Consider the following 21621-nt stretch of genomic DNA (forward strand, 5'->3'; position numbering starts at 1 on the left):
CGTATGCACTGGCTGATCCTGGTGTTGATCCTGCTCCTGGGCGCGCTCCAGTACCGCCTCTGGGTTGGTGAGGGGAGTATCGCCGAGCTGCACAGTCTCAAGCGTGAGATCGCCTTCGAGGAGTCGGAGCTGGAGCGTCTGCGCACGCGAAATCGTGAACTCCAGGCCGAGGTCGACGATCTGCGCGAGGGTTCCGAAGCGATCGAGGAGCGCGCGCGCAGCGAACTGGGCATGATCAAACCCGGTGAGATCTTCATCCAGGTCATCGAGCGGCCTGCGCCAGTCAACCCTGAGGGCAAACCATGACGACACGACTCTGGGCCATTCTGCCGGCGGCCGGTGTCGGGCGGCGCATGGGCAGCGCCGTGCCCAAGCAATATCTGGAACTGGCCAGCCGCACCGTGATCGAGCACACGCTCGAACTCTTCGTCGACCACGCGCGCATCGCGGGCGTGGTGGTGGCGCTGGGCGTCGAGGACGGCTACTGGGAGGCGACCGCCTACGCCACTCATCCCAAGGTGCGGCGTGCGCCGGGCGGTGCCGAGCGCTGTCATTCGGTGCTCAATGCGCTCGCGGCTCTGGATGGGCAGGCCGACGCCGACGACTGGGTGCTGGTGCACGATGCCGCGCGTCCCTGTCTGCGTCTGGACGATCTCGAACGGCTGATCGACGGTCTGCTCGACGACGACGTCGGCGGTCTGCTCGGTATCCCGGTGCGCGACACCATGAAGCGCGCCGGGTCCGGTGAGCGCATCGACACCACGGTGGACCGTTCCAGTCTGTGGCATGCTTACACGCCGCAGATGTTCCGGCTCGGTCTGCTGCGGCGCGCACTGCACGAGGCGCTGGAGGCCGGCGATCTGGTCACGGACGACGCCTCGGCCATCGAACGTCTGGGACTGGCCCCGCGTCTGATCGAGGGCCATGCCGACAACATCAAGATCACGCGGGCCGAGGATCTGCCGCTCGCGCACTTCCATCTACAACGCCAGGGACGGATCTGACGAGGCTCCAGAATGTTGATTGGTCAGGGTTTCGATGCCCATCGTTTCGCGCCGGATCGCCGGTTGGTGCTCGGCGGGGTCGAGATCCCGCACGATCGGGGGATGCTCGCCCATTCCGATGGCGACGTGCTCATCCACGCCTTGTGCGACGCCCTGCTGGGCGCGGCCGGGCTGGGCGACATCGGACGCCACTTCCCGGACACGGACGCCGCCTATGCCGACATCGACAGCCGCATCCTGCTGCGGCGCGTGATCAACAGCCTGCGTGAGCGCGGTCTGCGCGTCCACAATGCCGACATGACGCTCATCGCGCAACAGCCCAAGCTGGCCCCTTACATCCCGGCCATGCGTGAGACCCTGGCCGCCGATCTGGAGTGCGATCCGTTGCGCGTCAATGTCAAGGCGACGACCATGGAGCACATGGGCTTCACCGGGCGCGGCGAAGGCATCGCAGCCTCGGCGGTGGTGCTGCTGGTCGAGGCGGACGGCTGAAGCACGCGATGTCCGATTCGACGCTTCCCCGCTGGACGACCTTCAACGATCTGCCGCGCGCCCATGGCGAGCCGCTCGGCTCGGGTCAGCTGCGTGTCGAACCCGAAGACTTCCAGGTCACGGAGGTGCTGGGCTTCGAGCCGGACGGGGAGGGCGATCACTGCCTGCTCTGGGTGCGCAAGACCGGCGCCAACACCGAATGGGTGGCGCGGCGGCTGGCGGCCACGGCGGGCGTGCCGCTCTCCACAGTCGGCTACGCCGGACTCAAGGACCGCTGGGCCGTCACCGAGCAGTGGTTCTCACTGCCGCGTCCCCGTGCCGGTGAACCCGAACCGGACTGGGGACCGCTGGCCGAGCAAGGCATCGAGGTGCTCGAAGTCCATCCCCATCGACGCAAGCTGAAGCGCGGTTCCCTGTCCGGCAACCGCTTTCGGATTCGGCTCCGTGACTGCCGGCTCGACCCGGCGGCACTCGACGCGCGTCTGGAATCCATCCGTGCGCGCGGCGTACCCAATTATTTCGGCGAGCAGCGCTTCGGCCATGACGATGGCAACCTCCATCGCGCTCATGCGTTGCTGACGGGCGCGGCCCGACGGGTGCCGCGTCATCAGCGCGGTCTCTGGCTCTCGGCGGCGCGCTCTCAGATCTTCAACGAACTGCTGGCCGAGCGCGTGCGCCGTGGCGACTGGGATCGGCTCCAGCCCGGCGACTGTCCGCAACTGGCCGGCCGTCATTCGTTCTTCCTCGCCGAGACCCTCGACGAGACTCTGCACGAACGCGTGGCGCGCTTCGATCTGCATCCAACGGGTCCGCTCTGGGGCCGGGGTGAGCTGCCGAGTCGTCTGGACGTGCAGGGATTGGAACACACCGTCGCCGCTGGGCTCGACCCCTGGCCTGAACGACTGGCCGGGCAGGGTCTGGAACAGGAGCGCCGTTCACTGCGTCTGATGGTGGCGGATCTGACGGCGGATCTGGCCGATGGCTGCCTGAGACTCGAGTTCGGTCTATCATCAGGCGCCTATGCAACCAGTGTGTTGCGCGAGATCGTCGACACTTTCGAGCAGCTTCAACGACGGGACGGTTCTGATGGCTAAATTACTGGTAGTGGACGATGAACCGATCAACCTCGAGATCATCGGTCATTGCCTGGAAGACGAGCATCAATTGGCCTTCGCCGAAGATGGTCTGGAGGCCTGGGCCATGCTGGAGGCCTCGCCACAGGCTTACGATGGCGTGATCCTCGATCGCATGATGCCGCGCATGGATGGCATGGAGGTGCTCAGGCGACTCAAGGCCGACAAGCGCTTTCGGGACGTGCCGGTCATCATGCAGAGCGCGGCCGACAGCTCCGAACAGGTCGCCGAGGGGCTGGCCGCCGGTGCTTGGTACTATCTGGCCAAGCCCTATGCACCCAAGGCGCTGCGCAGCATCGTCAGCGCCGCCCTGGACGATCGGCGCAATCGCAAGGATCTGGCCCAGATCGGCGGCCGGCTCCAGACGATCCTCGATCTGGCTGATCGGGCCAGTTTCCGCTTCCGCACGCTCGAAGAGGTCTCGGTCCTCTCCTCGACCCTGGCGCAGATGTGTCCCAATCCGGAGACAGTCGCCATGGGGCTGTCCGAACTCATGCTCAATGCCGTGGAGCATGGCAATCTGGGGATCGACTACGCCCAGAAGGGCCGCCTGATCGAGGATGGGCTCTGGCAGGATGAGGTCGAGCGTCGACTGGCCGAACCGGCTCAGAGCACGCGCCATGCCAGTGTCGAGCTGGAACGCGATCCCGAATGCCTGATTTTTACTATCCGTGATCAGGGGCTGGGTTTCGACTGGCAGCGCTATCTCGATCTGGACCCGGCGCGCGCCTTCGACAGCCATGGACGCGGCATCGCCATGGCGCGTCATCTGGCCTTCGCGCACATGGAGTATCGCGGCGCGGGCAACGAAGTCCGGGTCAGTGTGGCGCTGACCGATCCCACTGATAGCACGGCATGTGACGATGACTCGATCTGACGCGCGTCGTGCGCCCTGGATCGCCACACGCGATGACCATGGTGCTCCGAATCTGGCGCGGCTCGCCGACATCGCCCAGACGTTCGTCGCGCACGCGCCAGTCTGTGACGCCTGGACCCTGCGCCTGGTCGCCGAGACCACGGATCATCTGGAAGTCCGTCAGGGCGTGGTCGAGCCGAGCCTGATCGGCTGCTCGCTCGGCGCCATGGTCACGGTCGTCGAGGGCGCGGGCAGCGGCTATGCGGCCACTAGCGACCTGAGTCGGGCCGGACTCTGCGCCGCCGCCGAGCGTGCACGCGACTGGGCGCGCGTCCAGGCCCGGCTCGGACTCTTCGACGCCCGGCTCCAGCCGCCCGGCGCCACGGTCGCCGACTATCGCACCCCGGTCGAGGAATCCTGGGAGTCGCGTCCGCTGGCCGACAAGCTGGCGCTGCTCCAGGCGGCCAATCAGGCGCTGGACATCGACGAGCGCATCCAGGACTGGTCAGCCTGGCTGACCCACCGGCGCGTCGAGCAACTCTTGATCGGCAGTGCCGGCGCCCGCGTGACCCAGGTGCTCGACTATGTCCATCCGGGCGTTCAGGTGGTGGCCAATGCCGGCAGCCAGACCCAGCGTCGCCATGGCGGCGGGGCCGATGGCGGGCTTCAGGGCGGACTGGAGAATCTGGTCCGGCTCGGTTTCCTGGAAGACGCCACACGTCTGGCCGAGGAAGCCATCGCCCTGCTCGATGCGCCCGAGTGCCCGAGCGACGTGCGCGATCTCATCCTCATGCCCAATCAGATGGCGCTCCAGATCCACGAGAGCATCGGCCATCCGCTCGAACTCGACCGCATCCTCGGCGATGAGCGCAACTATGCCGGTACCAGCTTCGTCACGCCTGAGATGTTCGGTCACTATCGCTATGGCTCCGAGCTGTTGAACGTCACCCATGATCCGACCCTGCCGGGCGAGCTGATCTCGGTCGCGGCGGATGACGAGGGCACGCCCGCCGCCCGTGAGGTGCTGATCCGTGCCGGAATCCTGGAGCGTCCGCTCGGCGGTGCGCTGTCGCAGGCACGCTCGGGGCTGCCGGGGACGGCGACCAGTCGCGCCAGCGGCTGGGATCGTCCGCCGATCGACCGCATGGGCAATCTCAATCTGGAGCCGGGGCAGGGGAGTCTGGCCGATCTGGTCGGGCAGGTGGAGCGCGGCATCCTGATGGACACCAACCGCTCCTGGTCGATCGACGACAGTCGCAACAAGTTCCAGTTCGGCTGTGAGCTCGGACGCCTGATCGAGGATGGTCAGCTCAAGGGGCTGGTGCGCAATCCCGGTTATCGCGGGCTTTCGGCCGAGTTCTGGCGCAGTCTCGCCGGTGTCGGTGGACCCGAGACGCTGGGTGTCGGTGGTGTGCTCAACTGCGGTAAGGGTGAGCCGAATCAGGCCGTCTATGTCGGCCATGCCGCGCCGCCCTGTCTGTTCCGGCGGGTCGCGGTGTTCGGGGGTGGCGAATGACGCCGGAGGCCTTCTTCACGCTGGCCGAGCGGCTGTCGGCGGGGCTGACCGGCGACGAGGTGCTGTTCTGCAACCTGGGCGGTGAGGTCTCGGATTTCGTGCGGCTCAATCACAACCGGATGCGTCAGGCCGGTAATGTCCGTGCCGCCGGGTTGACGCTGACCCTGATCGACGGCGCGCGTCAGGCCGAGGCGGCGTTCGATCTGAGCGGCGATCCCGAGACGGATCTGGCGCTTGGCCGCACGCTGATCGGACGGCTGCGCGAACGGCTCGCCGTGCTGCCCGATGATCCTTATCTCCAGTATGCGACCGAGCCGAGTACCGGGATGGCGCACCAGGAGCCTCGGGCGCTGCCGCCGGCTGAGGAGGCCGTCGCGACCCTGATCGAGGCGGCCGAGGGGCTGGATCTGGTCGGGATCTGGGCCAGCGGACTCATCCGGACGGGGCTGGCCAGCTCGCTCGGTCATCGTCACTGGCATGAGCGTGCGAGCTTCAATCTCGACTGGAGCCTCTATCTCAGCGGCGACAAGGCGCTCAAGTCGAGCTACAGCGGTTTCGACTGGAACCCGGATGTCGTGCATGAGCGTCTGCGCACGATGCGCGCCGGTCTGGAGATTCTGCGCCGTCCGGCGCGCCGTCTCGATCCGGGGCGCTATCGGGCCTATCTCGCGCCCCCGGCGGTCGAGGAACTCATGGGGATGCTGGCCTGGGGCGGCTTCGATCTGCGTGACCACCGCACCCAGCAGACCCCGTTGCTCAAACTGGTCCGGGGCGAGTGCGCTTTCGACCCGCGCATCACGCTGCGCGAGGACCATGCACGGGGTCTGATGCCGGGATTCACGCCCGAGGGCTTCATCCTGCCGCCGTCCGTGACCCTGATCGACGCTGGGGCTTTCGGTGACTGTCTGGTGGATGCACGCAGTGGGCGGGAGTACGGCGAGCCGGTCAATGCCGCGTCCGGTTCGCCCGAGTCGCTGAGCCTGGAGCCGGGCGACCTGCCCGAATCCGAGGTGCTCGCCCGGCTCGACACCGGACTCTGGATCGGTCATCTCTGGTATTGCAACTGGTCGGACCCGAACGAGGCGCGCGTCACCGGCATGACGCGCTTCGGCACCTTCTGGGTCGAGGACGGCGAGATCCAGTGCCCGATCGATGTGATGCGCTTCGACGACAGTCTCTATGCACTGCTCGGCACGCGACTGGAAGCGCTCACGCGCGAGCGCGAGCTGCGGCTCTCGCCCGAGACCTACGAGGGGCGTTCGAGCGCCAGCGTTCTGCTGCCGGGCGTCCTCGTCTCCGGGATCGCGTTGACGCTCTGAGCGGATGCCATCCCGATTCCCCTCAACCAGCCGTATCCCCACAACGCCTTGAACCCACTCAAACGTCTCGCCTCGCAGACCGCCGTGTATGGTGTCAGCAGCGTCCTCGGGCGCTTTCTGAACTATCTGCTGGTTCCCTTCCTGACCTATACCTTCGCCCCGGCCGAGTATGGCGTGGTGGCCGAGTTCTATGCCTACATGGGCTTTCTGGCCGTGCTCCTGGCCTTCGGGCTGGAGACGGGCTATTTCCGCTTCCGTGCCGGCGGCGAGTGGCGGCCCGAGACGGTCTATGGAACGGTGTTCTCGTTCCTGGTACTGGTCAACGCGCTCTGCTTTCTGGCCTTCCTGCTCTGGAGCCAGCCGCTCGCCGCACTGCTGCGCCATGCCGAGCATCCCGAATACATCGGCTGGTGCGCGGCCATCCTGGCGCTCGACTCGATCGGAGCACTGGCCTTCGCCCGGCTGCGCGCCGAGGAGCGCGCCGGTTATTTCGCGACCATCAAGCTGATCGAGATCGGCGCCAATGTCGGTCTGACGATCTTTTTCATCTATGTCGCCCGTCAGGCGCATGAGGCCGATCCCGGGTCGCTGCTTGGCCGGCTCTGGGATCCGGACATCGGCATCGGCTATGTCTTCATCGCCAATCTGGCGGCGAGTGCGCTCAAGCTGCTGCTGCTCACGCCTCAGTTCGTCAGCGGACTCGGCGCCTTCGACACTGGACTCTTCAAGCGGCTCATCCGCTATTCGCTGCCGATGGTGGTCATCGGCATGGCCGGCATCGTCAACGAGATGCTCGACCGGGCGGCGCTCAAGTATCTGCTGCCCCACGACGACGCGACCAACATGGCGCAGCTCGGCATCTACAGCGCCTGTTACAAGCTCTCGATCCTGATGTCGCTGTTCATCCAGGCGTTCCGCTATGCCGGCGAGCCCTTCTTCTTCAGCTATGCCAAGCGGCACGACGCCGGGCGGACCTATGCCGTCGTGCTCAACTGGTTCGTGCTCTGCTGCGTCTTCCTGTTCCTGCTGGTGACGCTCTACATCGACGTCTTCCAGTACTTTGTCGGCGCTGATTATCGCTCCGGGCTGGACGTGGTGCCGGTGCTGCTGCTGGCTAATCTGCTGCTCGGCGTCTATGTCAATCTCTCGATCTGGTACAAGCTCACCGACCGCACCCTCATGGGGGCGGGCGTCTCACTGATCGGCTCGGCGATCACCATCGGACTGCTGTTCTGGTGGGTGCCGGTCCACGGTTACATGGGCGCGGCCTGGGCGCATCTGGTCTGCTATGGGACGATGGTGGTCCTGTCCTACGCACTCGGGCGACGCTACTACCCGGTGCCCTACGATGTCTGGCGCGTGCTGGGTCATATCGCCTTTGGCATCGGACTCTATCTGGCCAGCCGCTGGCTGGTGACGGAACAGGGCTGGCACTGGCTCGTGGCGGGTACGGTCTGTATGGCGGCCTTCTTGGTCGTGGTCGGCTGGGAGGCGTGGCGGTTGCGGCGAGGGGCGTCGGCCATCCCTGGCGTCTGACGCCGGTGCTCAGATCTTGTATTGATGCACCAGTCCCATCAGTCTTCCGGCGAGATCCTCCAGATGACTGGTGGCGCCCACCACGTCGTCGGTGCTCTGGAGCGTCTGGACCGAGAGATGACGGATGCTCTCGACGTTGCGGTTCATCTCCTCGACCACGGCGCTCTGTTCCTCGGCGGCGGTGGCGATCTGGTCGCTCATGTCGTTGATGTGCTCGACCGACTGGGTGATGGCCTCCAGTGAGTGATCGGTTTCATTGGCCTCCAGCACGCTCTGCTCGGCCTGTTCCTGGCCGCGCTGCATCATGGACACCGCACTGCGCGCGCCCTGCTGCAAGCGCGCGATCATGTCCTGGATCTCCTGAGTCGATTCCTGGGTGCGTTGCGCCAGGGCGCGCACTTCGTCGGCGACCACGGCGAAACCGCGTCCCTGTTCACCGGCGCGCGCGGCCTCGATGGCCGCATTCAGAGCCAGCAGGTTGGTCTGACCGGCGATGCCGCGAATGACATCGAGGATCTTGCCGATGTTCGCCGACTCGATCTCGAGCTGGTGAATGGTCTGGGCCGCCTCGCCCACGCCTTCGGCCAGTTCGCGGATACCGTCGACGCTGTGACGCACCACCATGCGGCCTTCCCGTGCCTTGTGACTGGCTTGGTGCGCGGCATCGGCGGCGGCCGTGGTGTTGTTGGCAACCTCGGCGACCGTGGCCGACATCTCGTTCATGGCCGTGGCGACCATGTCGGTCTCCTGGTGCTGCTGTTCCATCAGGTTGTGGGTCGAATTCGACGCCTGAGCCAGTTGCGCGGCCGCCGAGGCGACACCGGTCGCCGACTCCTGGATGTTGCCCATCACAGTAGCGAGGCGCGCCTGGAGCATCTTGATCGCCTGCAGGATCTCGGCGGTCTCATTGTTGTCCTGGACCAGGATCGGTGAGCTGAGATCGCCGGCGGCGATCTTTTTGGCCACGTGCACCGCCTCGTGGATATGCTTGAGGATGGCGTGGGCGCTGATCCGGGCCAGGATCAACGCCAGAATCAGCGTACCGATGCCGACCCAGAGATTGCCCAGCCAGGCGGCCAGGATCGCCCCCAGTCCAACCACGCCAAAGGCGGCGCTCAACCAGGCTGTATGACTGAACTCCGGGATGAGCCGGTTTGGCAGATCCTCCAGATTGCGCGCACGCACGCGGGCATAGAGCCGTTCGGCGGTCTCGATCTGGGCGCGCGTCGGCTTGGTGCGTACCGACTGATAACCGACCAGGGTCTCACCCTCGTAGACCGGGGTGACATAGGCGTCCACCCAGTAGTGATCGCCGTTCTTGCAGCGATTCTTGACGATGCCGCGCCAGGGTTTGCCCTTCTTGACCGTATCCCAGAGATTCTTGAAGGCCGCCGGCGGCATGTCGGGATGCCGGATGACGTTGTGATTGACGCCGATCAACTCATGCTCGCTGAAGCCGCTGATCTCGATGAAGGGTTTGTTGCAATAGGTGATGACACCCTTGATATCGGTTGTGGAGACGATGATCCAAGACGCTGGGTAGTCGTATTCTTTTTGCGTGACCGGCAGATTGATCTTCATGTGGGGTGCAGGCGCGGCTGAGCGTTGGTTGATGGATGTTGAGCGCCATCCCTGAGTGAGCGTTGTCCGTCGCGACCAAATCACGCATCCCGTTCCCCGAACAATGGGGGGCGGGATGGGGCGGACCGTGAGTTTGGCGTGGGCCGAATGGAACGCATGTTAGCGCAACCAGGCTTAGGCCGTTAGTCGGACGTAGGACTTTGGATCTCTGGCGTGGCGCTCGCGTCGCCGACGGGTTTTCCGGATGCGTTCATCCCGGAGCGGTTTACAATGGAGGGGCCATCAAATACCGGAACCCTCGCTTCATGAACCCAGAAAAGGTCGTCTTCGGCTTCTTCATCGTACTCGCCCTGACGCTCAACTTCGGCTTCTTCGTCGGCGAGATCGACAACCCCGATCACCATCACGCCTGGGAGCTGTTCTTCGTGGTGGTCGTCAACATGATCGCCACCGTGCTCAAGTTCGGCGACCGCACCCAGATGGGGGCCGTGCTGCTGGCGACCAGTCTGGTGGCCATGCTGCAACTGCTGGCCGCGTCGCTGATCTGGACCATCGCGGCCCATGCCACCGAGACCGGCCTGACGCCTTCGATCATGGCCAGCATCGTCTCGCTCTCGGGCGGCGCCATGATCGCCAACGTAGTCTCGGTGGTGCTGCTGGTCATCGAGACCGTGCTGCTGCGGCGCTGAGCGATCGAATGTCGAGCGGCTGAACCTTGGACACCATCTTCTTTCTCGTGCTGCGGCGTATGCGTACGCCGCTGCTGACGCTGATCGTGGTCTATGCGATCGCCATGGCCGGGCTGGCGCTCATCCCGGCCCAGGATGCCGATGGGCAGCCGACGGCGATGAGTCTCTTCCATGCCTTCTATTTCGTCAGCTACATGTCGACGACCATCGGGTTCGGTGAGCTGCCCAACGCGTTCACCGATGCCCAGCGGATCTGGGTCTCGCTGTCGGTGTTCTTCACCGTGGCGGTGTGGATCTATGCCATCGGCAACCTGATCACGCTTCTGCAGGACAGCACGCTCCAGCGCGCCATCGCCGAGCGGCGCTTTCGCACCCTGGTGCGACGGCTCGGTGTGCCCTTCTATCTGGTCTGCGGCTATGGCCAGACCGGCAGTGCCCTGGTGCGCGGTCTCATGGAGCGCCACATCCAGTCGGTCGTGATCGATGTCGATCCGGAGCGCATCAGCCTGCTGCAACTCGACAACCAGCGCGAATACGTACCCGCGCTCTGTGCCGATGCCCGCAGTCCGCAGGCGCTGGAGGCGGCCGGACTCAAGCATCCGCTGTGCCGGGGCGTGGTGGCGCTCACCAACGTCAACGAGGCCAATCTCAAGATCGCCATCGCTGCCAAGCTGCTGCATCCTGAAGTCAAGGTCATCTGTCGCGCCGACTCCCACGAGGTCGAGGCCAACATGGCCTCTTTTGGCACCGATCACATCTATGATCCCTTCGATGCCTTCGCGTCCTATATCGCGTTTTCGATCCAGTCGCCGTGTCAGACTCTGTTGATCGACTGGCTCTCGGGGCGTGGCGGTGAGGAACTCGATGAACCCAGGTATCCGCCGCGCCAGGGGCGCTGGGTCATCTGCGGCTACGGGCGCTTCGGCAAGGCCATGTACAAGCACCTCAAGGCTCGGGGATTCGAGCTGTCGGTCATCGAGGCCGAGCCGCACAAGACCGGCATCCCCACCGAGGGCGTGGTGCACGGACGTGGCACCGAGGCCGTCACCCTCGAACAGGCCCGGATCCGTCAGGCCGTCGGGCTGGTGGCGGGAACCGATCAGGACGCCGACAATCTATCCATCATCATGACCGCGCTGGCACTCAATCCCGATCTGTTCGTGATCGCGCGCGAGAACCACATCCAGAATCAGGAGCTCTTCGATCGGGTCGGCGCCCAGGCGATCATGAATCCGAGCACCATCATCGCGCACCGCATCCGCATGCGTCTGATCACGCCGCTGCTGTCGGATCTGTCCCGGCTGGCGCGTCTCCAGCGCGACGAAGCCTGGGCCAGTCAGCTCATCAGCCGCATCATCGCCCTGGTCGATGGGCGCAAACCCTATGTCTGGGAGGTGAGCCTCGACACGATGCAGGCTCCGGCGATCCAGGACGCCACGCGCCGGGGACAGACCATCACGCTCGGAACCCTCCTGCGCGACCCGCTCGAACGTGAACGAACCCTGCCGGCGATTCCGCTGCTGTTGATCCAGGGCGAAGAACGCCGACCGCTGCCCGCGCTCAAGGCGCCGATCGGTCCGGGCGACCGCCTGCTCTTCTGCGGGCGTGAAGAAGCACGCTGGCGCATGGATTGGGTGCTGTGCAACATCCATGCACTGCGTTATGTCATCGACGGCGAGAGCCGGCGCGAAGGACCGGCCTGGCGCTGGCTCGCCGCCTGGCAGTCGCGGTTGAGGGGCGTATAGACCACTAAAACGAAGAGGATGGAGTAATGCACGCAATCATGACACGACTCGGCCAGGACCATGCGCGACTGAGCCGGGTACTCGACCTGCTCGAAGAATTGCTCGACCGTTTTCACGACGGTCAGGAACCCGATTACGAGCTCATGGACGAACTGCTCGAATACATGGACAGCTATGCCGACATCGTCCATCACCCGATCGAGGATCTGATCTTCCAGCGTCTGCTCGACAAGGGCGTCGAGCCGTCTGAGGTCTTCAGCATCCCCATGCGCCAGCATGCGGGACTGAGCCAGTTGGCCAAGGATTTCCGCCAGTCGCTGCTGGGAATCCTGAGTGAGGAGGTGTTGCTGCGCGAAGATGTCGAGGCCGCCGGTCGCGCGCTGGTCGGCAACCAGCGCGGCCATCTGATCCAGGAGGAGCGCGAAGCCTTTCCGCTGGCGATCGAACACCTGACCGAAGCCGACTGGGCCGAGATCGAGGCTGCGGCGCCGGCGGTCGAGGACCCGTTGTTCGGGGCGCCCGATCCGCAGCGTTTCAAGGCGCTCTATCGTCAACTCGTCGAGCAGGTTCAACCCTGATCGCCTCGGCGGCGATCGCCGACGGCGACAGGAGCACGACATGCACGCGACCACGACCGCACTGAAGTCACCGCCCTGGCTGGAGAACGCCGAAGGCCGGCCGAGGCGCATCGGCGTCGAGATCGAGATGAGTGGTCTCAAGCTCGATGCGCTGGCCGCCGAGGTGGCCGATTTCTTCGGACTCGACATCCGCGAGCGCGGCCGCTACGAGCGCGTGCTGCACGGCGACCCGGCGGGCGACTGGGTGGTCGAACTCGACTACGACCTGCTCAAGCGGCTCGGCCGTCAGGAGCGCACCGACGCGACCCTGGCCGACGAAATCGGTCGCTCGGCCGAGGAGATGCTGGCCTGGGCCGCCGAGGCCATGGTTCCGGTCGAGCTGGTCGGCCCGCCGCTGCCGCTCCAGCGGCTGGGTGAGGTCGAGGCGCTGATCGCGCGGTTGCGCGCGGCCGGGGCCAAGGGCACCTCCGACGCCCTGGTCAACGCCTTCGGACTCCAGTTCAACCCCGAGGTGCCGGACACCGGGGCGCCCGTTATCACAGCCTGTCTGAAGGCGTTCCTGTGTCTGTCCGACTGGCTGGTCGCACGGGCCGACATCGATCTCACGCGCCGCGTCACCAGCTATGTCGATCCCTTTCCGCTCGATTATGTGCGTCGCGTGATCGCGCCCGACTACTGGCCCGATCTGGCCACGCTGATCGACGACTATCTGGCCGACAACCCAACCCGCAACCGGATGCTCGATCTGCTGCCGCTGTTCCTGTTCCTCGATGAAGAACGGGTGCGGCGGGTCACGCAGGATAGTCTGATCAAGGCGCGTCCGACCTTCCACTATCGCTTGCCCGATTGCGAGATCCATCGGCCGGACTGGGGGCTGTATCTGGCCTGGAACGACTGGGTGGAGGTCGAGCGTCTGGCGGCGGACGCGGCGCGCCTGAACGCCTGTTGCGCGGCCTATCAGGCGCATCTCGACCGTCCGCTCGACCGTTGGCTCGGCGACTGGGCGGCGATCCTGGAGGCCGAATGGATCGGCCCGTGATCGCCATCACCGGACCGGCGCGCGGGGCTTTCGGTCCGCGCGCCCTGGTGGCGCTGGCGGTTCGTTTATATGGTGGTCAGCCGCTCCAGGTGCGTCCTGGCGACGACCTGGAGCGGCTGACCTATCACGGCGTGGTCGTGACCGGCGGGCACGATGTCGAGCCGGTGCTCTATGCCGCCGAACCTGAGGTCGAGCCGAACTATGACCCGGCGCGCGATGCGCTGGAGATGGCGATGATCCGGGCGGCACTGGCCGAGGGATTGCCGCTGCTCGGGATCTGTCGCGGGGCGCAGTTGCTCAATGTCTGCCGGGGCGGCACCCTGTTCCAGGAATTGCGCTCGCGCCGCAGCAAGACCTCGCACCGCTGGACGGTGCTGCCGCTGAAGACGCTGTGCGTGACGGAGGATTCGAGGGTGCTGGGCCGAATCCTGGCGCCGTGTTGCCGGCGGCACATCAACAGCCTGCACAATCAGGCCATCGATCGCGTCGGCGAGGGCTTGCAGGTGAGCGGGCGCGATCTCGACGGCATCGTCCAGGCGATCGAGGACCCGGAGGCCGGCTTTCTGCTCGGCGTGCAGTGGCATCCGGAGTTTCTGCTTTATCTGTCGCGCCAGCGCGCCCTGTTCGGCGCGCTTGTGGCACAGGCCCGCTGCGTACTCGTCGCCGGAACCTCAGCGAACTGAACCGATCTGTGCAGCCGCCGAATGGATTCGACTGGAACAGTCAGCGGCTATACTGTCTGATCAGGTACAGTGATCGACACACCGCATTCGCGGAGCCTGGGGGTTTTTATGAACGAAATCGGTTTATCCGGCAGCATGCCGTCTACAGGCGCGACCAGGGCCTATACGCCACCGCGTGTCGACTCCGGGTCTGAAAGCACGCCGGCCACTCCCGGTGTGACCACGTCGACGCCGGATCGCGGCTCCAGTTCCATTCCATCGACGCAAACGGTCGGTTCCGCCAGCGAAACCATCTCGATTTCCTCGGACGCCTATCGTCTGCAGCAAGCCGGCGCATCCACGACCGAAGCTGTCGATTCGGCATCCGACACCGGTCTGAACTCCGAGCAGGCGATGGCACTGGCTCAGTCTGCCCGGGATGCGATGACGCAGAATCCACCACTCGCTTTTCAGGCGCAGAGCGGCCAGATCAGTGCGCAGCAGGTGGCGAGCGTCCTCAGGGCTTGAGGTTCGCAGACCCATGCCGTGGAGCGGCGACCGTCTCTGCCATACGGCAGGGCCGCGCCGCCACGTCCTTCTTCGCGCACTGGGCGCCATTCCTGCCCCTGCCTTGAGTGCGATACGCTCAGCCGACTACACTTCAGTCATCCGAGCTGCCGGAAGTCTTTCTTATGTCCCCCACATCACCGCCTCCAGACGCAGAGCGCCGCACCCAGGCGCGTTTGCCTGTCCAGGTGCCTGTGCAAATGCGCTACGGACATACGTCCTCGCCCAGTCAGGCGACCTTGCTGGATCTCTCCTGGGGGGGGGCACTCTGCCAAACGCCAAGGGCGCTCCCTATCAGTGATCGACCGCTGTGGCTGATCCTGCCTTGGGCGCTAGGGGAAACCATCGAGATCGAAACGACGCTGTTACGTCAGAAAGATCTGGCGAATGGGCGTCATTTGCTGGCCTTGCGCTTTCAGCGTTTATCGCTGCTCCATCAAGCCCGACTGGAAAAATTGCTCGGCCGTCTGCAAGCGGACGATGTCCAGAGCAACGCACCGATGGCGCCGGTGCTGGTGGCGACCCTGGAGGTTTCGATCCAGACGGTCGACGAGTGGCGCTGGGCGCTCGGTGAGATCGCCAAAGGACGTCTGCGGATCAGGGCCCCGGCCGACTTTACACCCGGCCAGAGTGTCGGCCTGCAATTCAACGGTGTCCCGACACGCGCGCGCCTGCGGTTGCGGGCACGGGTCTTGGCCACTGAGTCCAAAGCCATGCTTGGAATCCGTGTCATGCGTTCAACGATACTGACCCTGGAGTTCGAGCACCCCCTGGAAGTCTTGCGCCAGTGGGTCGAGTGGCTTCTGAGACAGATACCACCCGATGTCAAACCATCCTCGCCTCTAGCCGACCTCCAGCAACAGACCTCACAATCAGCGGTCATCCCGGCACGGCTCGTGCTGTCTGAAGGTGAACGCTGTGCCTTGGAAATCGGCTTCCCGGAAGCTCTTGACTATCTGATGACGGCCTGGGGGGATGTCAGCACCTTTGAGATGGTGTTTCGTCAGCTCCTCTTTGGCGACACGGGTGCATCCGGAACCTGGACGCCGGAGGCCTGGGAGGAATTGCAGCTGCTACAGGATGTGCATGATCAAGTCTTTGGCCTTTCCGAAGCGCGTCGTATTCGGCTAAAAGTCGGCCGCGACGTGCGCTGAAGCGCCGGACGACCCGGCTGATGGGCGCGATTTCACAGAACACTGTGGAAATCCAAACCCGCGAACAGCATCTGCTCATCCAGTGTGTGTGATTCTCCGTATAGAGCCACATAGTCATGCAAGAAAAGCGCTTACAGCGGCGGGTTGGCATCGAGGTTCCCATTCGGGTCTGCCGGCCTGACTCGGACGTTACCATCATGGCACGCTATCAGGATCTCTCCTGGGGCGGGGCCAGCTTCGTCACCAATGATCTTACGATTCAATGTGACCATCGATTGATCATGCGTCTGCCCTGGACTAACGGGCAATTTTTTGCGATCGAGGCTGATGTCGTGCGGTGCGAACCGCTGGAGTCCGGGCACCAGCGCGTGGCGGTGCGATTTTCTAGGGTCGGGCACCAGGACGACCGACGGCTCGCCAAGCTGATCGAATTGCTGTCCAGCACTCTGCACGAGACGGCGCAGGCGACCGCGCCGGCCATGCCCTTGCTGGAGTTGGTACTCGACGACCAGGATGAGGTGCGCGAAAAGCTGTCCCAGGTCGCTGAGGGATATCTGTTCATAACCGCCTGCGGAACCTATCGGATCGGTCAGAGCCTATTGCTGCTGATCGAATATACCGATGATTTCCCGGGCCTGCGCCTGCGCGCCCGTGTCAAATCCCAATCCATCGATGATCAGGGTGATGGCGAGCGTCCGTGTCTGGTCACACTGGAATTGGGGTTCGAGCATCCCCTGGATGAACTGCATAAACTAGCGCATCTCTCGATGCGCTATCAGCGCAAGCGGGCGCGTTTCATGGGGCCGTATCCCGGTCCATCCTCATATCAGTGAGGATCAAGCCGGGACGGCCTCTGGAGCGATCAGCAGCCTCTTCGTTGCAACAGAAAGTCCCGGCCGCTCAACGACAGCTGCGCTCACAGGATCGGGCGCGCGCGACACGCTTGGCCAGTTCATCGGCCTCGGCGGCGGGGCGCTCGATCTCGGGCCAGCCGCTGCAATGACACACCACCAGATCGGCGATCAGTTCCATGTGATCGGCGTTGTCGTTGAGACAGGGGATGTACTCGTAGGACTGGCCGCCCGCTTCGAGGAACAGCTCGCGATTCTCGACCGCGATCTCTTCGAGCGTCTCCAGACAGTCGGCCGAGAATCCGGGCGAGAGCACCTGGACCGATTTCACCCCGGACCGCCCCCAGTCTTCGAGCGTCGCGTCGGTATAGGGCTTGAGCCATTCCTGTTTGCCCAGGCGCGACTGGAACGACAGCCCCCAGCGCTCGGCGGGCAGTTCCAGCGCCTCGGCGAGCAGGCGCGCGGTTTTGTGGCAGTGGCAGAAATAAGGATCGCCCTGGTCGAAATAGTCCTTGGGGATGCCGTGGAAGGACAGCAGCAACCGCTCGGCCTGACCGTGCTCGGCCCAGTGGGCGCGAATGCTCGCGGCCAGCGCGGCGATATAGCCCGGCTCGTCGTGGTACTGGTTGACGAAACGCAGCTCGGGCAGCCAGCGCCAGCGCATCAGCTCGCGCGCCACGGCGTCGAAGACGGTGCCGACGGTGGTGGCCGAATACTGCGGATAGAGCGGCAGGATCAGCACCCGCCGCGCATTGGCCGCGCGTAGCTCGGCCAGCCCCGAGGCGATCGACGGCTGACCATAGCGCATCCCGAGCGCGACCGTGACCGGCCCGCCCAGACGCGCGTCGAGCCGGCTCTGGAGCGCGGCGGCCTGACGGCGCGAGATCTCCAGCAGCGGTGAGCCTTCCGGCGTCCAGATCGACTGATAGGCATGCGCCGAGCGTGCCGGGCGGGTGCGCAGGATGATTCCATGCAGCAGCAGCATCCAGGGCAGACGCGCCATCTCCACCACACGCCGGTCGGAGAGGAACTCGGCCAGATAACGGCGCACGTCCGGCACGCTCGGGCTGTCCGGCGTGCCGAGATTGACGAGCAGCACCCCGAGCCGTTCCGGGGTGTCGTGACGATAGTCGGGCGTGTTCATGAAAGTCATCGGACGAGGCATCACTACTGGCAAGGGTGGCAGGAGGCGGCGCTCGGGCCGTCGGTGGGTATGAGCCGGAATGGTACCGGAGATCCGCCGCGGATGCGCCTCTCTGGTCGTGCCATGGAGCCGAGGGGGCGGCTTGGCCTATACTAGCGCGCTTCGTTCAGCGTTCAGGTCCGATCCAGCGGCCGACGCCTCCACTCAGGTTTTGATGGCTATCGATGAATCCGGATCTCGGCCGACTCCAGTCCTATCCCTTCGAGAAGCTCGCCGCGCTCAAGCAGGGCATCGATCCGCCGCGCGAACGCGACCCGATCGGTCTACAGATCGGCGAGCCAAAGCATCCGACGCCGAGTCTGATCGCCGAGGCGCTGATCGCGCATCTGCACCGGCTGTCGGTCTATCCGACCACGCGCGGTCTGCCCGAGCTGCGCGGGGCCATCGCCGATTGGCTGGGCGCGCGCTTCCGGCCGGAAAGCGGCGCGCCGCTGGCGGTCGATCCCGAGCGCCACGTCCTGCCGGTCAACGGCACCCGCGAGGCGCTGTTCGCCATCGCCCAAGCGGTCGTCGATCGCACGCACCCCGCGCCGCTGGTGCTGATGCCCAATCCCTGCTATCAGATCTATGAGGGCGCGGCGCTGCTGGCGGGCGCTGAGCCGCAGTATCTGGCCTGCCGGCCCGAGAACGGCTTCATCCCGGATTTCGACGCTGTGGACGCCGCGATATGGGATCGCTGCCAGTTGCTCTATCTCTGCTCGCCCGGCAATCCGACCGGAGCGGTGCTCGACCGGCCGACCCTGACCCGACTGATCGAACTGGCCGAACGACACGATTTCGTCATCGCCTCCGACGAGTGCTATGGCGACATCTACCAGGACGAGGACGCCCCGCCGCCCGGTCTGCTCCAGGCCGCCGCGGCGCTGGGCAACGACGGCTTCGAGCGCTGTCTGGTGTTCCATAGCCTGTCGAAGCGCTCCAATGCGCCCGGACTGCGCTCGGGCTTCGTCGCCGGTGACGCCCGACTCATCCGCGACTTCCTCGCCTATCGCACCTATCACGGCTGCGCCATGCCGCTGCCGACCCAGTACGCGAGCCTTGCCGCCTGGCGCGACGAGGCCCATGTCCGCGAGAATCGGCGTCTCTATCGCGAGAAGTTCGCCGCCGTGACCGAGATCCTCGGCCCGGTGATGCCGGTTACAACGCCCGCCGGCGGATTCTTCCTCTGGCTGGAGACGCCGATCCCGGACACCGACTTCGCACGCGATCTCTACGCACAGGAGAACGTCACCGTGCTGCCGGGACGCTTCCTCTCGCGCGAGATCGACGGCTACGATCCAGGCGCCGGCCGGGTGCGCATCGCCCTGGTCTCCCCGCTCGACGAGTGCGTCGATGCCGCCAAGCGCATCCGCGCCTTCGTCGAACGTCTCTGAATCCAACCGCACCCCACAGACCCAACAGGTATCAGCCCATCATGAGCGACCAGCAGAACATCATCCTCGAAGCCTTCGAGCGCCGCGCCGAGATCACCCCGCGCAATGTCGAGACCCATGTCCGCGACGCGGTGCAGGACGTCATCGAGCGTCTGGATCAGGGCACGCTGCGCGTGGCCGAGAAGCGCGACGGCGACTGGGTGGTCAACGAGTGGGTGAAGAAGGCGGTGCTCCTGTCCTTCCGCATCGAGGACAACGCCTTCATGAAGGGCGGTTTCACCAACTACTACGACAAGGTGCCCTCCAAGTACGCCGACGCCAACTCGCGCGAGTTCCGCGAGGGCGGGGTGCGCGTGGTGCCGCCGGCCACGGCGCGCAAAGGTTCCTACATCGCTTCCGGCTGCGTGCTCATGCCGTCCTATGTCAACATCGGTGCCTATGTCGACTCGGGCACCATGGTCGACACCTGGGCCACGGTCGGCTCCTGCGCCCAGATCGGCAAGAACGTCCATCTCTCGGGCGGTGTCGGCATCGGCGGCGTGCTGGAGCCGGTGCAGGCCGCGCCGACCATCATCGAGGACAACTGCTTCATCGGCGCGCGTTCCGAGATCGTCGAAGGCGTGATCGTCGGCGAGGGCGCGGTCATCTCGATGGGCGTCTACATCGGCCAGAGCACCAAGATCTACAACCGCGAGACCGGCGAGATCACCTATGGCCGCGTCCCGCCCGGCGCCGTGGTGGTCTCGGGCAACCTGCCGGCGAAGGACGGTAGCCACAGCCTCTATTGCGCCGTCATCATCAAGCAGGTCGACGAGCGCACGCGCGGCAAGGTCGGCATCAACGAACTGCTGCGTGATATCTGATCGCTCTGAGGTCGCCGCAATGTCGCCCACGCTCGAACTGGCCTGTGAACTCGTCCGCCGTCCCTCGGTCACGCCCGAGGATCAGGGCTGTCAGGAACTCATCGCCGAGCGTCTGGCGGCGATCGGCTTCACCGTCGAGCCGATGCCCTTCGGCGAGGTCACGAATCTCTGGGCGCGGCGCGGAAGTGAAGGCCCGCTGCTCTGTCTGGCCGGACATACCGACGTGGTGCCGGCCGGGCCGCTGGATCTCTGGGACTCGGACCCCTTCGACCCGGTCATTCGCGACGGGATGCTCCATGGTCGGGGCGCGGCGGATATGAAGGGTTCGGTTGCGGCCATGGTGACGGCGGTCGAGTCCTTCGTCGCCGCGCACCCGGACCATCCGGGTTCGCTCGCCTTTCTGCTCACCAGTGATGAGGAGGGACCGGCGGTCAATGGCACGGCCAAGGTCATCGAGCGGCTCCAGCAGCGCGGCGAGCACATCGACTATGCCCTGGTCGGCGAGCCGTCGAGTCGCGAGCAACTGGGGGATTCGATCAAGAACGGACGGCGCGGCAGTCTCTCGGGCTTCCTGACCATCCACGGCAAACAGGGCCATGTGGCCTATCCGCATCTGGCCAAAAATCCCTTCCATGCGGCGGCGGATGCACTGGCGGCACTCTGCGCCGTGGTCTGGGATCAGGGCAACGCCTACTTCCCGCCGACCAGCTTCCAGATCGCCAATCTCAACATGGGCACGGGCGCCGAGAACGTCATCCCCGGCCAGCTGGAGGCGCAGTTCAACCTGCGTTTTTCGACCGAACTCGACCCCGAAACCATCAAGCGCCGCGTGCGCGCCATCCTGGACCAGGGCGATTTCGACTACGAACTCTCCTGGCGCCTGTCGGGCCATCCCTTCCTGACGACGCCCGGCGAGCTGGTCGACGCTGCGCGTTCGGCCATCCGCGAAGTCTGCGGCATCGAGACCGAACTCTCGACCAGCGGCGGCACCTCGGACGGACGCTTCATCGCTCCGACCGGAGCCCAGGTGCTCGAACTCGGGCCGCTCAACGCGACCATCCATCAGGTCGATGAATGTGTCGCGGTCGCGGATCTCGATCAGCTGCACCGGATCTACGGTCGAATGATCGAACGGCTCCTTCTGCCGGCCGCTTGAGCGGCGTCCATGATCCAGTCGGCCTCAGGCACTCGATGCCGAGGCCGACTCGGGCAGGATGATGTTGAGTTCCAGCACCTCGTGCGACTCTTCCTGCTCGTACGTCACCGAGACGGCGTCCATGTCGACCTCGACATACTTGCGGATCACCGCCAGGATCTCCTGCTGGAGCTGTGGCAGATAAGAGGGCTTGTCCCGCGCGACGCGATCATGGGCGACGAGGATCTGCAAGCGCTCCTTGGCCACACTGGCATTGCCCGTCGTCTTGGCGCGCGAGGATACGAAATAGTCGAGCAGACCCAT

22 protein-coding genes are annotated in these 21621 nt (G+C 65.1%); 19 read left to right on the forward strand and 3 right to left on the reverse strand.

The window, feature by feature from the left end; translation table 11 throughout:
• The first annotated feature begins 3 nt into the window (after positions 1 to 3).
• The 8 genes from ftsB to ALVIN_RS01985 are packed head-to-tail and all read left to right on the forward strand — an operon-like array spanning position 4 to position 7856.
• Entirely contained in the window at positions 4 to 306 is a 303-nt protein-coding gene (gene ftsB / locus ALVIN_RS01950; protein WP_043795474.1) for a cell division protein FtsB, read from the forward strand.
• Positions 303 to 1004 (forward strand): 2-C-methyl-D-erythritol 4-phosphate cytidylyltransferase, encoded by a 702-nt coding sequence (gene ispD / locus ALVIN_RS01955; protein ID WP_012969628.1) that lies wholly within the window; start codon positions 303 to 305, stop codon positions 1002 to 1004. The genes ftsB and ispD overlap by 4 nt, the downstream gene beginning before the upstream one ends.
• A gap of 12 nt (positions 1005 to 1016) precedes the next feature.
• Positions 1017 to 1496, forward strand: a complete 480-nt coding sequence (gene ispF / locus ALVIN_RS01960; protein WP_012969629.1) for a 2-C-methyl-D-erythritol 2,4-cyclodiphosphate synthase — start codon at positions 1017 to 1019, stop codon at positions 1494 to 1496.
• 8 nt (positions 1497 to 1504) lie between these two features.
• Positions 1505 to 2590 (forward strand): tRNA pseudouridine(13) synthase TruD, encoded by a 1086-nt coding sequence (gene truD, locus ALVIN_RS01965; protein ID WP_012969630.1) that lies wholly within the window; start codon positions 1505 to 1507, stop codon positions 2588 to 2590.
• Entirely contained in the window at positions 2583 to 3506 is a 924-nt protein-coding gene (locus ALVIN_RS01970; protein WP_012969631.1) for an ATP-binding response regulator, read from the forward strand. Before truD ends, ALVIN_RS01970 begins: the two co-directional genes overlap by 8 nt.
• Entirely contained in the window at positions 3493 to 5001 is a 1509-nt protein-coding gene (locus ALVIN_RS01975; RefSeq protein WP_012969632.1) for a TldD/PmbA family protein, read from the forward strand. The genes ALVIN_RS01970 and ALVIN_RS01975 overlap by 14 nt, the downstream gene beginning before the upstream one ends.
• Positions 4998 to 6320 carry a TldD/PmbA family protein gene (locus tag ALVIN_RS01980; protein WP_012969633.1) on the forward strand — a complete coding sequence of 441 codons (1323 nt, stop codon included), beginning with the start codon at positions 4998 to 5000 and terminating at the stop codon, positions 6318 to 6320. Before ALVIN_RS01975 ends, ALVIN_RS01980 begins: the two co-directional genes overlap by 4 nt.
• A 48-nt stretch (positions 6321 to 6368) precedes the next feature.
• The gene (locus ALVIN_RS01985; RefSeq protein ID WP_012969634.1) at positions 6369 to 7856 is read left to right on the forward strand and encodes a lipopolysaccharide biosynthesis protein; all 1488 of its coding nucleotides are present in this window, start codon (positions 6369 to 6371) and stop codon (positions 7854 to 7856) included.
• Positions 7857 to 7865: 9 nt separating this feature from the next.
• On the opposite strand, the gene ALVIN_RS01990 is transcribed toward ALVIN_RS01985, so the two are convergent.
• On the reverse strand, positions 7866 to 9437 hold the full coding sequence (locus ALVIN_RS01990; protein ID WP_012969635.1) for a methyl-accepting chemotaxis protein: 1572 nt from the start codon (positions 9435 to 9437) through the stop codon (positions 7866 to 7868).
• A 305-nt stretch (positions 9438 to 9742) separates the two neighbouring features.
• On the opposite strand from ALVIN_RS01990, the gene ALVIN_RS01995 reads away from it, so the two are divergent.
• From ALVIN_RS01995 to ALVIN_RS02030, 8 genes are all read left to right on the forward strand, one after another.
• Entirely contained in the window at positions 9743 to 10126 is a 384-nt protein-coding gene (locus ALVIN_RS01995; protein WP_012969636.1) for a DUF6394 family protein, read from the forward strand.
• A gap of 26 nt (positions 10127 to 10152) precedes the next feature.
• The gene (locus tag ALVIN_RS02000) at positions 10153 to 11871 is read left to right on the forward strand and encodes a potassium channel family protein (protein WP_012969637.1); all 1719 of its coding nucleotides are present in this window, start codon (positions 10153 to 10155) and stop codon (positions 11869 to 11871) included.
• A gap of 38 nt (positions 11872 to 11909) precedes the next feature.
• Positions 11910 to 12449 carry a hemerythrin domain-containing protein gene (locus ALVIN_RS02005; protein WP_223295249.1) on the forward strand — a complete coding sequence of 180 codons (540 nt, stop codon included), beginning with the start codon at positions 11910 to 11912 and terminating at the stop codon, positions 12447 to 12449.
• Positions 12450 to 12489: 40 nt separating this feature from the next.
• Complete coding sequence (locus ALVIN_RS02010; RefSeq protein ID WP_012969639.1) at positions 12490 to 13488, forward strand: amidoligase family protein; 999 nt, start codon at positions 12490 to 12492, stop codon at positions 13486 to 13488.
• Complete coding sequence (locus tag ALVIN_RS02015) at positions 13473 to 14171, forward strand: gamma-glutamyl-gamma-aminobutyrate hydrolase family protein (protein ID WP_012969640.1); 699 nt, start codon at positions 13473 to 13475, stop codon at positions 14169 to 14171. Before ALVIN_RS02010 ends, ALVIN_RS02015 begins: the two co-directional genes overlap by 16 nt.
• A 108-nt stretch (positions 14172 to 14279) precedes the next feature.
• A complete protein-coding gene (locus ALVIN_RS02020; protein ID WP_148217434.1) occupies positions 14280 to 14678 on the forward strand; it encodes a hypothetical protein in 399 nt (132 codons plus the stop codon).
• A gap of 164 nt (positions 14679 to 14842) precedes the next feature.
• On the forward strand, positions 14843 to 15871 hold the full coding sequence (locus ALVIN_RS02025; protein WP_081442701.1) for a PilZ domain-containing protein: 1029 nt from the start codon (positions 14843 to 14845) through the stop codon (positions 15869 to 15871).
• 116 nt (positions 15872 to 15987) lie between these two features.
• Positions 15988 to 16704, forward strand: a complete 717-nt coding sequence (locus ALVIN_RS02030) for a PilZ domain-containing protein (protein ID WP_012969643.1) — start codon at positions 15988 to 15990, stop codon at positions 16702 to 16704.
• A 67-nt stretch (positions 16705 to 16771) separates the two neighbouring features.
• On the opposite strand, the gene hemH is transcribed toward ALVIN_RS02030, so the two are convergent.
• Complete coding sequence (hemH, locus tag ALVIN_RS02035; protein ID WP_012969644.1) at positions 16772 to 17875, reverse strand: ferrochelatase; 1104 nt, start codon at positions 17873 to 17875, stop codon at positions 16772 to 16774.
• 215 nt (positions 17876 to 18090) lie between these two features.
• Between hemH and dapC the strand changes: the two genes are divergently transcribed.
• The 3 genes from dapC to dapE are packed head-to-tail and all read left to right on the forward strand — an operon-like array spanning position 18091 to position 21318.
• Positions 18091 to 19299, forward strand: a complete 1209-nt coding sequence (dapC, locus tag ALVIN_RS02040) for a succinyldiaminopimelate transaminase (RefSeq protein ID WP_012969645.1) — start codon at positions 18091 to 18093, stop codon at positions 19297 to 19299.
• Positions 19300 to 19340: 41 nt separating this feature from the next.
• On the forward strand, positions 19341 to 20162 hold the full coding sequence (dapD, locus tag ALVIN_RS02045) for a 2,3,4,5-tetrahydropyridine-2,6-dicarboxylate N-succinyltransferase (RefSeq protein WP_012969646.1): 822 nt from the start codon (positions 19341 to 19343) through the stop codon (positions 20160 to 20162).
• A 19-nt stretch (positions 20163 to 20181) separates the two neighbouring features.
• Entirely contained in the window at positions 20182 to 21318 is a 1137-nt protein-coding gene (gene dapE / locus ALVIN_RS02050) for a succinyl-diaminopimelate desuccinylase (protein ID WP_012969647.1), read from the forward strand.
• Positions 21319 to 21342: 24 nt separating this feature from the next.
• Here dapE and minE read toward each other — a convergent pair whose 3' ends face one another.
• The gene (gene minE, locus ALVIN_RS02055; protein ID WP_012969648.1) at positions 21343 to 21621 is read right to left on the reverse strand and encodes a cell division topological specificity factor MinE; all 279 of its coding nucleotides are present in this window, start codon (positions 21619 to 21621) and stop codon (positions 21343 to 21345) included.

The sequence above is a fragment of the Allochromatium vinosum DSM 180 genome, from assembly GCF_000025485.1.
Lineage (GTDB): Bacteria > Pseudomonadota > Gammaproteobacteria > Chromatiales > Chromatiaceae > Thermochromatium > Thermochromatium vinosum.

Bases quoted from the DNA above. Each gene is read 5' to 3' on its own strand.
- ftsB (WP_043795474.1), top strand. From the start codon at position 4: ATGCACTGGCTGATCCTGGTGTTGATCCTGCTCCTGGGCGCGCTCCAG.
- ispD (WP_012969628.1), top strand. From the start codon at position 303: ATGACGACACGACTCTGGGCCATTCTGCCGGCGGCCGGTGTCGGGCGG.
- ispF (WP_012969629.1), top strand. From the start codon at position 1,017: ATGTTGATTGGTCAGGGTTTCGATGCCCATCGTTTCGCGCCGGATCGC.
- truD (WP_012969630.1), top strand. From the start codon at position 1,505: ATGTCCGATTCGACGCTTCCCCGCTGGACGACCTTCAACGATCTGCCG.
- ALVIN_RS01970 (WP_012969631.1), top strand. From the start codon at position 2,583: ATGGCTAAATTACTGGTAGTGGACGATGAACCGATCAACCTCGAGATC.
- ALVIN_RS01975 (WP_012969632.1), top strand. From the start codon at position 3,493: ATGACTCGATCTGACGCGCGTCGTGCGCCCTGGATCGCCACACGCGAT.
- ALVIN_RS01980 (WP_012969633.1), top strand. From the start codon at position 4,998: ATGACGCCGGAGGCCTTCTTCACGCTGGCCGAGCGGCTGTCGGCGGGG.
- ALVIN_RS01990 (WP_012969635.1), bottom strand. From the start codon at position 9,437: ATGAAGATCAATCTGCCGGTCACGCAAAAAGAATACGACTACCCAGCG.
- ALVIN_RS01995 (WP_012969636.1), top strand. From the start codon at position 9,743: ATGAACCCAGAAAAGGTCGTCTTCGGCTTCTTCATCGTACTCGCCCTG.
- ALVIN_RS02005 (WP_223295249.1), top strand. From the start codon at position 11,910: ATGACACGACTCGGCCAGGACCATGCGCGACTGAGCCGGGTACTCGAC.
- ALVIN_RS02010 (WP_012969639.1), top strand. From the start codon at position 12,490: ATGCACGCGACCACGACCGCACTGAAGTCACCGCCCTGGCTGGAGAAC.
- ALVIN_RS02015 (WP_012969640.1), top strand. From the start codon at position 13,473: ATGGATCGGCCCGTGATCGCCATCACCGGACCGGCGCGCGGGGCTTTC.
- ALVIN_RS02020 (WP_148217434.1), top strand. From the start codon at position 14,280: ATGAACGAAATCGGTTTATCCGGCAGCATGCCGTCTACAGGCGCGACC.
- ALVIN_RS02025 (WP_081442701.1), top strand. From the start codon at position 14,843: ATGTCCCCCACATCACCGCCTCCAGACGCAGAGCGCCGCACCCAGGCG.
- ALVIN_RS02030 (WP_012969643.1), top strand. From the start codon at position 15,988: ATGCAAGAAAAGCGCTTACAGCGGCGGGTTGGCATCGAGGTTCCCATT.
- hemH (WP_012969644.1), bottom strand. From the start codon at position 17,875: ATGACTTTCATGAACACGCCCGACTATCGTCACGACACCCCGGAACGG.
- dapC (WP_012969645.1), top strand. From the start codon at position 18,091: ATGAATCCGGATCTCGGCCGACTCCAGTCCTATCCCTTCGAGAAGCTC.
- dapD (WP_012969646.1), top strand. From the start codon at position 19,341: ATGAGCGACCAGCAGAACATCATCCTCGAAGCCTTCGAGCGCCGCGCC.
- dapE (WP_012969647.1), top strand. From the start codon at position 20,182: ATGTCGCCCACGCTCGAACTGGCCTGTGAACTCGTCCGCCGTCCCTCG.
- minE (WP_012969648.1), bottom strand. From the start codon at position 21,621: ATGGGTCTGCTCGACTATTTCGTATCCTCGCGCGCCAAGACGACGGGC.